The organism is Nicoliella sp. ESL1106 (assembly GCF_058509965.1).
The window spans coordinates 189478-204058 of sequence record NZ_CP196341.1 but is presented as its reverse complement, the minus strand read 5'-3'; the positions used below and the strand labels follow the sequence as shown (position 1 = coordinate 204058).

General features: G+C 37.3%; 15 protein-coding genes. 3 read left to right on the top strand and 12 right to left on the bottom strand.

Going from position 1 to position 14581, the window contains the following annotated elements:
* The first annotated feature begins 57 nt into the window (after nt 1-57).
* Nucleotides 58-393 (top strand): hypothetical protein, encoded by a 336-nt coding sequence (locus tag ACSVI6_RS07765; protein ID WP_491720276.1) that lies wholly within the window; start codon nt 58-60, stop codon nt 391-393.
* 99 nt (nt 394-492) lie between these two features.
* Here the strand turns inward: ACSVI6_RS07765 and ACSVI6_RS07760 are convergent, their stop codons facing one another.
* Nucleotides 493-1686: an aminotransferase-like domain-containing protein gene (locus ACSVI6_RS07760; RefSeq protein ID WP_491717567.1), complete on the bottom strand. Its 1194-nt coding sequence runs from the start codon at nt 1684-1686 to the stop codon at nt 493-495.
* Nucleotides 1687-1865: 179 nt separating this feature from the next.
* Between ACSVI6_RS07760 and ACSVI6_RS07755 the strand changes: the two genes are divergently transcribed.
* Complete coding sequence (locus tag ACSVI6_RS07755) at nt 1866-2615, top strand: SGNH/GDSL hydrolase family protein (RefSeq protein ID WP_491721040.1); 750 nt, start codon at nt 1866-1868, stop codon at nt 2613-2615.
* Nucleotides 2616-2690: 75 nt separating this feature from the next.
* Here ACSVI6_RS07755 and ACSVI6_RS07750 read toward each other — a convergent pair whose 3' ends face one another.
* The 11 genes from ACSVI6_RS07750 to ACSVI6_RS07700 all read right to left on the bottom strand — a co-directional run bounded on the left by ACSVI6_RS07750 (nt 2691) and on the right by ACSVI6_RS07700 (nt 13397).
* The gene (locus ACSVI6_RS07750) at nt 2691-3008 is read right to left on the bottom strand and encodes a MazG nucleotide pyrophosphohydrolase domain-containing protein (RefSeq protein ID WP_491720278.1); all 318 of its coding nucleotides are present in this window, start codon (nt 3006-3008) and stop codon (nt 2691-2693) included.
* 197 nt (nt 3009-3205) lie between these two features.
* Nucleotides 3206-3448, bottom strand: a complete 243-nt coding sequence (locus tag ACSVI6_RS07745) for a hypothetical protein (RefSeq protein ID WP_491720279.1) — start codon at nt 3446-3448, stop codon at nt 3206-3208.
* Nucleotides 3441-4226, bottom strand: a complete 786-nt coding sequence (locus ACSVI6_RS07740) for a ParA family protein (RefSeq protein WP_491717563.1) — start codon at nt 4224-4226, stop codon at nt 3441-3443. The genes ACSVI6_RS07745 and ACSVI6_RS07740 overlap by 8 nt, the downstream gene beginning before the upstream one ends.
* Nucleotides 4227-4401: 175 nt before the next feature.
* Nucleotides 4402-5802 (bottom strand): Fe-S cluster assembly protein SufB, encoded by a 1401-nt coding sequence (gene sufB / locus ACSVI6_RS07735; RefSeq protein WP_491721039.1) that lies wholly within the window; start codon nt 5800-5802, stop codon nt 4402-4404.
* Nucleotides 5795-6232: a Fe-S cluster assembly sulfur transfer protein SufU gene (sufU, locus tag ACSVI6_RS07730; protein ID WP_491721038.1), complete on the bottom strand. Its 438-nt coding sequence runs from the start codon at nt 6230-6232 to the stop codon at nt 5795-5797. The genes sufB and sufU overlap by 8 nt, the downstream gene beginning before the upstream one ends.
* Nucleotides 6219-7442 carry an aminotransferase class V-fold PLP-dependent enzyme gene (locus ACSVI6_RS07725; RefSeq protein WP_491720282.1) on the bottom strand — a complete coding sequence of 408 codons (1224 nt, stop codon included), beginning with the start codon at nt 7440-7442 and terminating at the stop codon, nt 6219-6221. Before ACSVI6_RS07725 ends, sufU begins: the two co-directional genes overlap by 14 nt.
* Entirely contained in the window at nt 7432-8595 is a 1164-nt protein-coding gene (locus ACSVI6_RS07720; protein WP_491717559.1) for a SufD family Fe-S cluster assembly protein, read from the bottom strand. Before ACSVI6_RS07720 ends, ACSVI6_RS07725 begins: the two co-directional genes overlap by 11 nt.
* A complete protein-coding gene (sufC, locus tag ACSVI6_RS07715; RefSeq protein ID WP_491721037.1) occupies nt 8595-9368 on the bottom strand; it encodes a Fe-S cluster assembly ATPase SufC in 774 nt (257 codons plus the stop codon). The genes ACSVI6_RS07720 and sufC overlap by 1 nt, the downstream gene beginning before the upstream one ends.
* Before the next feature lie 13 nt (nt 9369-9381).
* Complete coding sequence (gene nrdG, locus ACSVI6_RS07710) at nt 9382-9963, bottom strand: anaerobic ribonucleoside-triphosphate reductase activating protein (protein WP_491721036.1); 582 nt, start codon at nt 9961-9963, stop codon at nt 9382-9384.
* Complete coding sequence (gene nrdD, locus ACSVI6_RS07705; RefSeq protein ID WP_491721157.1) at nt 9908-12094, bottom strand: anaerobic ribonucleoside-triphosphate reductase; 2187 nt, start codon at nt 12092-12094, stop codon at nt 9908-9910. Before nrdD ends, nrdG begins: the two co-directional genes overlap by 56 nt.
* Nucleotides 12095-12425: 331 nt before the next feature.
* Entirely contained in the window at nt 12426-13397 is a 972-nt protein-coding gene (locus ACSVI6_RS07700) for a YczE/YyaS/YitT family protein (protein WP_491717556.1), read from the bottom strand.
* Nucleotides 13398-13657: 260 nt separating this feature from the next.
* Between ACSVI6_RS07700 and ACSVI6_RS07695 the strand changes: the two genes are divergently transcribed.
* Nucleotides 13658-14539 (top strand): GRP family sugar transporter, encoded by an 882-nt coding sequence (locus tag ACSVI6_RS07695; RefSeq protein WP_491721035.1) that lies wholly within the window; start codon nt 13658-13660, stop codon nt 14537-14539.
* Nucleotides 14540-14581 lie beyond the last annotated feature (42 nt).

The following is a 14581-nucleotide window of genomic DNA, read 5'->3' as shown; positions in this document are numbered from 1 at the left end:
TTTATTTTTAAATGTTGTAAAATAATAGATATTAATTCTTTAAAGGAAGTGATTCGATTGGCGGATTCATTTTTACGAATCGTATTTAACTTTGTTAACATTCAAGGACTATTGTTACTAATCTTCCTATTTATTAACATTGGTTTTCAAGCTAAAAACAAACATGCAGAGGTTCAATCCGATGGGCTTAGTAATTTTATTTTAATTTTGGCACTTTGCGAAAGTTTAAACTTCTTGGGAAATGCTATTTTAAGGGATTTTCGCATCGGTAGTAAAGATCTAACCCTCATTATTGGGATTGCGGTCATTGCACTGTCATGGATCACGGCAATTGCGTTTACTGTTTGGAATTTCTTATACTTACGTAAATTAAGCAAAAAAGTAAGTGAATAAAAAATAGTCGATCATGGCTTGCTATCATATTTTTCAGATAAATTGAACCACAAAAAAACTCCTAAGTTGTAAATCAACTTGGGAGTTTTTTTATTACTATTATTTAGTTGCTTCAAGAGCTTCCTTTAAGGCAGTTCCTAAACGCTTCATCCCGACCTTAATGGTTTCGTCATCAACGTTTGAGAAGTTCAATCTGAAAGTCCCCATCTTTGGTTTGTTAGGGTAGAATGAATCTCCTGGCACGAACGCAACGTTATGTTCCACACAGGTGTTAAATAATTGCATGGTATCAACTTCACCAGGTAATTCAATCCAAATGAACATCCCACCTTCAGGATGACTGTGCTTAGCATCAGCTGGGAATTCTTCCTTGATGGCACTTAACATTAATTCAAAACGATGGTGGTATAAATCACTAATCTTTTTAATATGTTCATAAATGTCATTTTGTTCAAGGAATCTAGCAATAATATGTTGACTTAAGTTATCTGAGTGTAAGTCAGCACTTTGCTTCATTACGACGAAGTTTGATAATACGTCGGTGTTACAGACAATCCATCCTAAACGCATCCCTGGTGCTAAGATCTTAGAGAAAGTACTCATGTAAACAACCCGATCTTGAGTATCAAAGTGCTTTAATGGAGGTAAAGTTTCGCCTTCGTATCTAATTGCTCCGTAAGGATCATCTTCCATTACTAATAAATCGTACTTGTTAGCTAATTCCACGAATTGCTTCCGACGATCAACTGACATTGTTCGACCAGTTGGGTTTTGGAAAGTAGGAATCGTGTAAACTAACTTAGCTTCTGGATGAGCCTTCAAAGCTTCTTCGAACTTGTCCATTCTCATTCCATTTTCATCCATTTCAACCCCGACGATGTTAGCTCCGTAGCTACGGAACACATCTAAAGTACACAGATATGTAGGTTCTTCAACGATAACGGTATCACCAGGGTTAATGAACATTTTTGCTAATAAATCAATTGATTGCTCTGAACCAGTAGTGACCCCCACGTGTTCAACAGAAGTGGACACACTACGATCAGCCATTAATTTCACAATTTGTTCACGTAATACCGTTTCGCCAATGGCGTTACTATATTGTAAGGCGGTCTGACCTTCATTTTCGAAGACGGTGTCAGCCGCCTTCTGCATTTCTGCAACTGGAAATAGTTCAGGTGCTGGTAGTCCACCGGCAAATGAAATAACTGCTGGATTAGCAGCGGCTTCCAAAATTTCTCCAACCACGTCGTTGTCGGTTTTTGGTACTCGTCTTGAATATTCAAATGTCATAAAAATCAACTCCTCAAATAAATTTAAAATATGGTATAGGTGTATTATAACAACGAACTAATCAAATTGCCATAGTTTTTTAATTATTTCATGGAATTCTTTTCTTTTAAATTAATTGTGATTTGAGTAGAATGTATTTAACACATTAATTAATTTTCTGCTAAAGGAGGATAGTTATTATGAATAGTAAAGTATTTAAAACGGCACTAGCAACCATATTAGGTGGAATATCGTATAAGGTTGCTAAATCAAGCATTCAGATCATGCGTGGCAATGGTGAACTATACGCCCCTTCCAAAAACTTTTATAACCCGAACAGCCGCTTAAACGATAAAAAAATTGTATTTATCGGTTCTTCAATTACCTCTGGAGTTACTGCCAAAGGCGATTCTTTCGTTGATTATTTAGAAGTCGAACATGGGGTAATCGCTCAAAAAGAAGCGGTGAGCGGGACTACCCTTGCCGGTAATGAACCCGATTCATATATTGAAAGACTAATAAATAACGTTGCCACTAACCAAGATCTCGATGCACTGGTATGCCAGCTATCAATGAATGACCAGAAGCGCAAAAAGCCACTAGGCACAATTAGTAATTCATTTAATATTGATGATTTTGATACCTTGACCACCACTGGTTCAATCGAATACATCGTCTCATATGCTAACGAACACTGGCACTGCCCCGTTATCTTTTTTACCTGCTTGAAAAAAGAATCCCCAGAATATGAACTACTTCGCAATCAGTTATTTAGATTACAAAGAAAATGGAATTTTGAAATCATTGACCTCTGGAACAATCAATATATTCATAGACTAAATCAAAAACACCCTGAATACATGGCTGATGATAGCCATCCTACTAGGGCTGGGTATCGTTATTGTTGGACTCCGATATTTGTTCGCGAACTGGATCAAATTATTGGTTAAAAGGCTAATCACTAAAATAGTGATTAGCCTTTTAAGTTTAAAATAAATAATAAATAATAAAAAATAAATTTTTTATTATTCTTTCCATCTTTTATGCAGCTTGTTCTCACTATAATCTAATAAACTGCTTGGTTCGATGTCGTACTTACTACATAAAATTAATAATTGATCTAATACATCAGCTAACTCTTCGTGAAGATTATCATCCATTTGTGCTTTGGTCTTTGGAGCCTCACCAGGATGTTCACGACCAATTTCCATTGTCCTAATTGCCCGTGATAGTTCTCCTGATTCTTCAGTTAAAAAATTCATTCTAATCTCTGGTGATAAATCATACCATTTATGTTTTTTATAGAAATTCACTAACCATTTTGCATGTTGATCTAAATCCAATTTTAAGCCCCCCTGATAAATTTACATTTATCATATCATAAGCAGAGCGCTATTTTTAAATTGATTAACTAAATGTCCATTAAAGGGAGTTAATCGATTTCATGCAAAAACAGCTCAATTCAATTTTGGGATGAACCGAGCTGTCTTGATTGTTCTATTTGATAATAAAAAATATATTTTTTATTATTTATTTTTTATTACTTATCTTCAGTATTAAATTTTCCTGAATCAATTGCGTATTTTAGCATATCATCAATTACATCAACCATCTTTTTATCATTCAAAAACGCAATCTTTTTAATTTCGCGATAATAACTTTCACGAACTTGAATTGGTTTACTGGTTTGTTTTTGTCTTGCAAATGGACTTGTATGTTGTTCATTATCATCTAATTGTGAATTAGCCTGATTAGCTAAATTATTCAAAAAATCATTACTCATTTTCACTCGCTCCTATTCTACTTAACTCTTCATCCAAGGTCGTCTGATACATCTTAAGGGCTCGCTTATCCCAATAATCATTGTTACGAATTCCCTCGTCTCCAAACACCTTAATTCTTTCTTGTTGGTAAACGTAATTTTTGAAAACGGCATCCCCAAATGAATCCTTAGCACTATTGGATATTTCTGTATCAGTTTTAGCATTATTTTTCACAAGGTACAACACAACCCCTAAAACATTATAATCTGCCTGATAATCTTCACGTAGTTGATACATGTACTTAGCAGTTTTTAAAATCGATGTATATGCTTGGCGTTGGGTTTGAAGTACCAAGGTAATATAATCGCTAGCTAAGATTGCGTTGTTAGTAAAAGTTGAGAGGGTTGGTGGTACATCGAATAATATAAAATCATATTTAGCTCGAAATGGTTCGATCAGATTCTTTAATATCAAAGCCCGATCATGACGATTGTATTTTTCAACTTTCCCTGGCCAAGAACTTAATGCCCAGTCAGATGGAATCATGTCTAAATTATCAGTCACTTTAACGATGCTATTTGATAAGTCGAATTTCATTAGTCCATCATAAAATGAAGTCTTAGGGTGTTCCTTATTATTGAAAGTTGTATTTATAATTTCAGTTGCGTTTGCTTGTGGATCCATATCAATTAATAACACTTTTTTACCCATTTGATTTAAAAGGTAAGTATCTAAAACCGTCATAGTGGTCTTACCGACCCCACCTTTAAAATTAAAATGAAGCAATACTTTTGCCATCATCATCCCTCCAATTTAAAATTAATTATAAATTATTTATTTTAAATTGTAAATATTTTATTTTTCATAATAAGTTATTATAAACAAAAATGCTGGTGGTTATTGGATACTAAAAAATCAACTTAATTTGCGTTAAGCTGATTTTATTTATCATAGATTAAAAATTAAAATTGAATCAACCAATTGATTCATCCATTTGATAATCGATTAAAAGATTTAACTCGACAGCATATTCCATTGGCAGTTGCTTAGCAAACGGTTCAATAAAACCCATAATGATCATTTTAGTGGCTGCTTGTTCACTCAATCCTCTGCTCATCAAATAATAAAGCGACTCTGCAGAAATCTTGGACACCTTAGCCTCATGTTCAATGGTCGCATCCCCATTATTAATAATATTTTGTGGAATCGTATCGCTCTTTGATTCATCATCCATGATGATCGTATCACACTCAATATGTGACTTGGCACCATTACTATGCTCTGAGATACGTACCTTCCCGCGATAATTACAAGTTCCACCGGTCTTACAAATCGACTTTGAAACAATGTTTGAAGAAGTGAGCGGGGCGTTATGACGCATAATTGATCCGTTATCTTGATAAACGTGATGACTAGCAAAAGCAATTGACAGCATCGTTCCCGTTGCATGAGGACCATTTAAATCAATACTTGGATACTTCATCGTCACTTTAGACCCTAAGTTCCCATCGATCCATTCCATAGTTGCATTTTCAGCAGCAGCCGCCCGCTTGGTCTCTAGGCTATAGACGTTATCAGACCAATTTTGGATCGTCGTATACCTAGCAAAGCCGTCACGCTTCACAAATACTTCAACAACTGCCGCATGTAGGCTATCTTCAGAATAATTAGGCGCTGTACAGCCTTCAACGTAATTAACACTTGCCCCCTCATCGACAATAATTAATGTTCGTTCAAATTGACCAGTGTTGCCATTATTAATCCGAAAGAAACTCTGAATTGGAACTTGACAGTGGACCCCTTTGGGAACATACAAAAACACTCCTCCTGACCAAACAGCGGTGTTCAAGGCGGCGAATTTGTTGTTTTCAGGGCCAACTAGTTGACCAAAATATTCCTTGATTACTTCTGGGTATTCCTTCAAAGCAGTATCGGTATCGGTAAAAATTATCCCCATTTGAGCAAATTCTTGCTTTAAGTTCGCATAAACGGCTTCTGATTCGTATTGGGCCTCAGCACCTGCCAAATACTTGCGTTCCGCCTCAGGAACCCCAATTTTTTCGAACGTTTTCTTCATCCTTGAAGGGACATCATCCCAATCACGTGAAACGTGATCAGCAGCGCGTTGAAAATAATTAATTTGGTTTAAATCTAATTCAGATAGGTCTGGGCCAAAATTAGGCATTGGTAATTGATTGTAAATTTTAAGGGCCTTTAATCTAAGGTCTAACATCCATTCTGGTTCGTTTTTTTGAGCTGAAATTTGCCTAACGACTGCTTCGTTCAATCCCGCTCCAGTTGTATAAATTGGCTCATATTTATCTTTAAAGCCATATTGATATTCATCGTTTAATTTTCTAATTGATTCATCCATCGTCAACATCTCCATTAATCGCTTGTAAAAGGGCCTTCCACGGCAGCATGGCACATTTGATTCGCATCGGCAGTTTAACAATTGCATGCATTATCTGTGCATCTCCAAGTGATGCCTCAGTTGCTTTCGATAACGCTGCTCCCATCATTAGGCGTGAAAAACGGTCAATCAATTCATTAGCCTCTGGTAATGTTTTGCCAATCATCAGTTGTGATAACATTGCTAGCGAGGCTTTAAAAATAATACACCCGCTTGCTCGATAGTTGACTGAATCAATTACACTATTCTTTAGTTCAAGATTGAGCTGAATCCGATCACCACAAGTAGGGTTGCTAAGATTGACCATAAAGGTCGTCTTATTTAATGGGCATGGATGCAATTGATTTGCGTAGTCCATAATGACTCGTTGATAAATTTCATTGATTTGCATGGTCAACAAAGAACTCCTTAGCCTCTCGAATTGTATTTACAAGCCGATCAATTTCTCGTTGTGAATTATAGATATAAGCACTGGCTCGCACTGCACCGTTCGTCCCCAATGCATGCATTAAAGGCTCTGCACAATGATACCCAGCTCGTACTGCAATATTTGCCATGTCAAGAATCGTGGCCACATCGTGGGGGTGTACACCATCGACGTTAAAAGAAACAATCCCCGTTTTCCGCTGCTTGGGACCGTATAGACTCACGCCGCTAATTTTAGCCAACTCATCATATAATGATTGACCTAAATTTTGACAACGCACTTGAATGTTGTTCATCCCCAGATGATTTAAATAGTCAATTGCAGCTCCCAAGCCTAAAACACCAATTATATTTGGCGTCCCCGCTTCCAGGCGCCATGGAATCGGCTGGACGGTAAATTGATCACGCATCACCATCTCGACCATCTCACCGCCTAATTGAATCGGCAACATTTTTGATAGATTTTCAATCCGCCCGTATAATACGCCGATTCCCGTTGGTCCCAACATTTTATGCCCAGAAAAAGCAATCCAATCGGCATTCCATTCGTTAACATCAACTGGTATTTCGGCAATTGCTTGTGCAGCATCTACGACCATTTGAGCTCCATGGGCATGTGCAATGGCTCCAATTGCTTTAACTGGATTGAGCGTTCCTAAAACGTTGGACACTGCCCCCACCGCAACGACACTTGTCCGATCATTGATAATCCTTTGCGCCTGTTCAATATCTAATCGACCACTAGCATCTATTTCAAGATACCTTAACCGTGCCCCATTGATATTCGCTAATTGCATCCAGGGCAGTAGGTTACTATGGTGTTCACTAATCGCCACAACAATTTCGTCCCCACGTTTGATCCGTGTCTTAAAATAACCATTCACGATCAGATTGAGCCCATCGGTTGTCCCACGGGTAAATATGATTGACCTTTCATTCGGGGCGTTAATAAATTTTGCAACCTTTTTTCTCACAGCCTCGTACTTGTCAGTAGTAGCTTGGGCAGCCGTGTATCCACTTCGATGGACATTATAACTGTCGTTAATATAGGCATCTTGAATAATTTTTAATACATTAGCTGGCTTTTGAGTAGTTGCTGCGTTATCAAAGTATGCCAGTGATTGATCATTATTGGTAAAAAACGGAAAGTGATTGCGCACTGATTCATCCAACATTAAAGCGATCCTCCAGTCTATTCATTAATTTATTTCTAATTGCACGTTCAGGAAATTGATCAACCAGCGGTAACAAAAAGCCCCTGGTCAACATTCGTTTGGCTGTAATCAAATCGATGCCACGGCTGTTTAGATAGTATAATTGATCAGAATCAACCTTCCCAACACTGGCAGCGTGTCCAGCAATAACATCATAATTATCAATCAATAACACGGGATTGACTTTCCCATGACTTGTTTCATCAAGCGTTAACAGCCGACTCACTTGATTAGAATAAGCGGATGAGCCGTTTGCATGAATAATTCCGTTGGTAAAAAAATGTGTTTTGGCATTATCAGCAACAACGCCGCGTTCGTTTATTTCACCATGGGTGTGAGGACCTTCATTAACAATTGATGTAATAATCGATTGCACCTGACTGCTCTCACCGAGGTTAACAATGTTAATCTGCCCAACACTATTTTGACCATCAAGATTAAGATTGCTTTCATAACGAGTATCATGATGATTGAATAGCCCAACAAAGGTTTGCAGGGATGCATTTTGTGCAAGGTATGCATTCAAAATGCGATGATTGCGGTAACTATTAGAATTAGCAGCATCGTAATATTTAACATGTGCATTATCACCTAGTAATCCTTCAACCACTAGACAATCATCACCTATTTCAGTTCGTTTATCTTCAAACATGACGGCTAGCTTTGAATTTGCGCCTGCAATGATTAAAACGTGTTTTTCTTGGGCCGAATGATCGAGCAGTTGACTAATGTTCAACGGTTTTCGAACAACTAGGTTCGGTGGTAAGTAAATGAATACTCCCGATTGAAGATAGGCCAGGTGCCTTGCATTTAATGCATTACTACGCCATTCCACCGCCTTTTCCATCAGATTTTCTTGAATCAAATTTGGATATTGACGAGCTGCACCCAATAGATCCATCAATACCATGCCCTGCTTTCTTAAATCATTTGGAGCATGGTTAGTTAAGTCAATTGGTTTTGCTATCAATGGTGGGATTTCAAATTGATATTTAGCTTGCTGACTGTCTAATGGTAATTTATTAATCATTGCACTCACTAATTGGCGTTTTATCGTAAGCCATTTTGGTTCTTGGTTGTGTTTAGAAAAGGATTCAAGCGTCATGTTAGTCATCATTCATCCACCAGCTTAACGTCTAATCCAAGTTCATTTCGTAAGTTAGCATAACCACCATTTTCCAGTTTTTCAGCTAATTCTAACCCCCCGCTAGTAACGATCTTTCCGCCCATCATAACGTGGACCACATCGGGCTTTACATATCTTAAAATTCGATCGTAGTGGGTAATGATCAAGCAACTAAAATGACTTGATCGCATTGCATTGATTCCATTTGAGACCACCTTTAAGGCATCAATATCCAATCCCGAATCAATCTCATCTAAAATCGATATTTTGGGATCGATCATCATCATTTGCAAAATTTCGTTGCGTTTTTTTTCACCGCCAGAAAAACCTTGGTTCAAGTAACGATCAGTATATTCTTCTGGAATGGATAGTAACTTCATTTTCGCCGCTAGTTGGTTCATAAACTCAAATACGCTTAATCGCTGTGACTTGGGACGCATTGCATCTACTGCAGCACGAATAAAATCAACATTCTTAATCCCAGTAATCTCAGTCGGATATTGCATCGCTAAGAATATCCCTAACCGCGCTCTTTGATCAGTTGATAATTCATTTAGTCGAATCCCGTCTAATGTAATCGAACCGCTATTAATCGAATAACGACTGGATCCCATAATGGTTTGTGAGAGCGTTGACTTTCCCGTCCCGTTAGGCCCCATAATGACATGGATTTCCCCATCTGGAATCGTTAAATTCAATCCGTGCAATATCTCAGTACCCGTTTCGTTAATTTGAACATGTAGATCTTCTATTTTTAACACGTTATCCCTCCTATTAATGAATCAAACGATCCCACAAGACGACTTGATTTTTTGATAATGACTCTGGAACCTTGATAATTCTTTGATTCGCGCTTCCTCTAAATTGAAGCGTCAAATCTTTTTGTGATTCTAAAAACCGCCCATCAACTAAAATATCAATCAACGAAAGTAATTTTAGCTTGTCATAAGACTCCTGCATTAACTCATCCCAGGTATAGCCAGTCCAAGACCAAATATCTTTTGTATGCCCAAATTCCTTCCGAACTCGTTGGCAAAGTTTTAAACATACCTGTGTATTCAAAAAGGGTTCTCCACCCAGTAAAGTTAAGCCCTGAACATATGGCTTTTGCATGTCGTTTATGATCTGATCCTCTAGTTGTTGACTATAAGGTTGACCGTAGTGAAAATTTTGTGCTGCTACATTGTAACAACCAGGACAATGAAATAAACATCCACTAACGTATAAGCTACACCGAATGCCCTCACCATCTACAAAGTTGAACGGCTTATAATCTGCAACGTATTGCAGACTCAATTCATTAGCGCGCCATTCTTTGGGTGTCGGATTGTTTGGCCCTTTCATGTTCTGCGGCATTTTTGATTATTCCTCCTGTCATATGTTTTACACGCGCTGAGATTTCTACATGTCTCCCGTGAACCATTGGCCGCGCTTGTGGATTACCTAAATAACCACAAGTTCGCTTAACGACGTCACAATACCTGGGATCATGATTGCCACATTGCGGACAAACAAATCCCTTCGCAGTTGCATTAAAATCACCCTTAAAGCCACACTTAAAGCATTGATCAATTGAAGTATTGGTTCCTAGATAACCAACGTGATCGTATGCCCAATCCCAAACAGCCTCCAGTGCCTTAGGATTTTGCTTTAAATTTGGATATTCACAATAATGAATAAATCCCGCTGAAGCATAATGTGGATATGCTTCTTCAAAGGTTAATTTTTCAAATGGGTTCGGATTTTTGCGTACGTCATAATGAAAGCTATTTGTGTAGTATTCCTTATCAGTAATTGAATCGATTTTGCCAAATTTATCGATATCATCTTGACAAAACGTATCGGTTAAGGATTCAGCTGGCGTAGAGTACAAACTATAGTGATAGCCACTTTGCTGCGACCATTTTTGGCATAGTAGGTTCAGTTGCTTAACGATTTCTAAAGTGAATTCATGGGCAGTTTCGTTACGTTCCCAATTCGGACCAAAAAAGCTCGTTCCAACTTCATATAGGCCAATGTAACCTACTGACACAGTTGCTCGCTCATGGTTAAACAATTCATCCACACTATCATCATCACGCAACCGTTTGCCAAATGCACCGTACTTATAAAGCAGTGGGGCATTATAAGGTTTTGCCTCAGTACAGCGCTTGATACGATAGGCTAATGCTTCATGTACAATTCGCATTTTATCCCTAAAAATATTCCAAAATGCTGATTTACTTCCATTCGCATAAAGTGCGATTCGCGGCAAATTGACCGTAACTACCCCTAAATTCATCCGACCAGCATTGATTTCATGTCCATCTTCATCTACCCACTTAGGCAGAAATGATCGACATCCCATTGGCGCCTTAAAATTACCAGTAATGTCGGATAAAGTATCGTAATTCAATATATCTGGATACATCCGTTTTGTGGCACATTCCACTGCCAGTTGCTTAACATCATAATTCGGATCGATCGGATTTAGGTTTAATCCTCTTTTCAAAGTAAAGGTCAGTTTGGGGAAGATTGCAGTGCGTTGCTCGACACCAAGCCCCTTGATTCTAATTTTGAAAATATCCTTTTGAATTTCTTTTTCAAACCAATTCGTTCCTAAACCAAAACTAACCGTTGTAAAAGGAGTTTGGCCCTGAGAAGAATAGAGCGTGTTAATTTCATATTCAAGAGCTTGCATCGCATCGTAAATATCTTTTTGAGTGCGTTGACGCGCATATTCTTCCTGTCTATCTTTAACAACCCACTTTTTAGCTTCCAGAATATGTTTTTGATAGTTTAACTTTGCAAACGGAGCGAGTACTTCATCAGCTCGATCAAATGAAATTCCACCATATTGCAGTGAAGCGACGTTAGCAATAATTTGGGCAACTTGAGCGGTGGCAGTCTGAATCGACTTTGGGGAAGCAACCTTTGCGTTTCCAATCTTAAACCCATTGTTCAACATGTTCGCAAAATCAACTAAACAACAATTAGTTTCAGGGGTTGCTGGTGAATAATCTAGATCATGCCAATGAATATCACCACGTAAATGGGCCTTCGCAACTAATGGTGGTAACATTTTTAATCCAATCGCCTTGCTTGCCCGTCCCGCTTGTAGGTCACGCTGAGTATTGAATACGTTACTATCCTTATTCGCATTTTCATGAACAACTCTAGCGTTCTTATCAAACAACTGCTTGAGGTTCTGATCAATATCAGTTGCTTCCTGCCATCTTTTTTGATCTTGTTCATAATAATTTTGATACTTTTGTAATTTATCATATAATTTATTATTAGACAATAAATTGTTAAAACATTCACGAATTATGTTAGTTTTTAATTCATTATTACTTACAGCCGTTAATAATGAATTATAAAATTGGCTTTTTAGATCTTCACTAATAGCTAATTGATTAAATAAATAATCTAATTTATAACTAAAAAATGGTGTTTTTTCGCCACTTTGTTTAATGACTATCACTTGGTTGATTTTTTCAGATCGCATTTTCAATCATGACCCTTCTTGAATTTGATATTCTATATATAGTGCTACATATAAAGATAAAGCACATATATAGTGTTATCAAGTCCAAGCCCATTCAAAACCAAAAGTTAGTCTACAATCTAATGTGGCTTGGAATTGGTATAATAATATTTGGGTCACTGCAATATTTTTTGAAAATTTTTTTTAGTTGTAAGCGATATTTAAACCCCTTGCATTAATCAATCGTCTAATATTGATTATAATTTCACAAATTAACAGAATGTGTTTCATTTCTATGTAAAAAAACCAGCCACAATTAAGTGACTGGCTTTTAAGTTATTAATTAATTTGTTTATTTTTCGTACTCATCCAACTTAGGGACCTTAATATGCCGTTTGTTAGCTTCTTGCTTCAATGCATCTAAACGTGCTTGAAGATTACGCTGTAATTTAACGGATCTTTCAATTGATCTCTGAGTGTTGTGAGTCAATTCGATCAATTCTTCATCGGAGTATCCTGCTAAGTGTTGTTCAACAAATGATGTCTGTTGATAAGCATGGATAAACATACTATAACCCATTTTACCGACCCCAGCAATTCCTGAACTCGCATTCTTAATGGTTGGTTCAGTACTAAAGTGATCGATATGGTAAACCAATTGTTGACTAAAGTGTTGGTTCCAATAGTTGATCAGTGGTCCAGCAAAGAAGGCAACCACTAATGTTAAAACCCCAACGGCTCCATGGGCAACAAATGCAAGGACCATGAAGAAAACATCTTGAATATTTCTAACTAATTGATATTTAATGTGCAACCGACTAGAAAAAATCGGTGCGATCGCATCATACGGAGAAGCTCCTAAAGAGGGCGACATATATATTGATGTTCCTAATGTAAATAAAATCAATCCAGCAATAACATCAACAATAACGACATAGATTCCACCACCATGAGGAAAAATAATTCCATATAATGATGAGAACCACTGAATTTCATAACCTACTAACACCATGTTCAAAATCGTTCCAATCCCAATTTGCTTGCGATCGAATATCAGCACTAAAATAAATAGTAGTCCATTGACCATCAATTGAAATGAACCTAATTCTATGTGCAACGAGTTTGAAAAACCAATATTCATCGCAGTAAATGGATCCATCCCTAAGTTAGCTTGCTTTAAAAACGCTGCCCCCATGGAAAGAATGGCAATTCCAACAAATGACATTATCGATCTTAATGTAATATTGATAAATTTATGATTTTTTTGCGGTTGTTTATCAAAGTCGTCTTCTGATTGAGCACTGACAGCTTTAAATCCTGCCAATTAAATCAACTCCCTTAATTAATATTTGCAATTCTATTATATAACACTTTCCAGCTTTTTTTTAAAAAAGCGCTTACAAATATTTTTCAAGCTTTTGTGAACGCTTTCAAAACGCTGTTATGAATGCGTTTTCATTGTTGTTTCTATGCAATTGTAAGCGCTTTTTTTCTAAAGATTCCTTTACCTTTGTCAAAAAAGGGTATACAATTATATTCATAAATTTAAATTCGAAATGTTATTATCATAAGGGAGTTTTTCAAATGAATATTTTAATTGGGTTAGTGCCAGCTGCGCTATGGGGATTGATGCCCTTAATCGCTGGTAAAACTGGTGGTAGACCGATCAACCAGCTAGTCGGTAATACCTATGGTGCCTTGATCGTTGCGATCGTAATTGCATTGTTCAAACATCCGCAACTATCATCAAGTGCATTTATCTGGTGTTTAATTTCTGGTGCATGTTGGGCCTGTGGACAATTATCACAATACTGGTCGTTCCCAGAAATTGGGGTTTCAAGAGCAATGCCAATCTCAACTGGTGCTCAGCTAGTCGGAACATCAGTAGTGGGAGTGCTTTTCTTCGGAGAGTGGGCAACTGGAACTGATAAAATATTTGGTTTTCTTGCTTTGATTCTAATCATGATTGGAATTTTGTTCACTACCAAGACTGATAAAGAAGATGCAAGTAAGGGACTCGATCCTGCAGTCCTAAGAAGGGGAACCATGGTTTTACTATTAGGAACGATCGGATACGTTGGTTTCTCAGCTCTTCCTCAAATTCCGGTTGTAGATGGTTGGAGTGCTTTCTTCCCTCAAGCAATCGGAATGGTAATTGCATCAATTATTATTTCATTCTTTTACCGTGATAAGAACGAACCGAACCCCCTAACAGACAAGCGTTCGATTGCTAACATTGCTGTAGGAATCGACTTCGGACTCGCAACTGCCGTTTATATGTACTCAGCTAAAGTCAACGGAATTGCAACTGGGTTTACACTTTCTCAAATGAGCGTAATCGTTTCGACTTTAAGTGGAATCTTATTGCTAGGCGAAAAGAAAAGTAAAAAGGGTCTCACCTATGTTACTATCGGACTATTTATCGTTGTTGTTGGTGGTATCATTACTGGATCATTAGGTAAATAAAAGATTTGTTATCATTGAGTCATCATTGATTAAATTCAATGA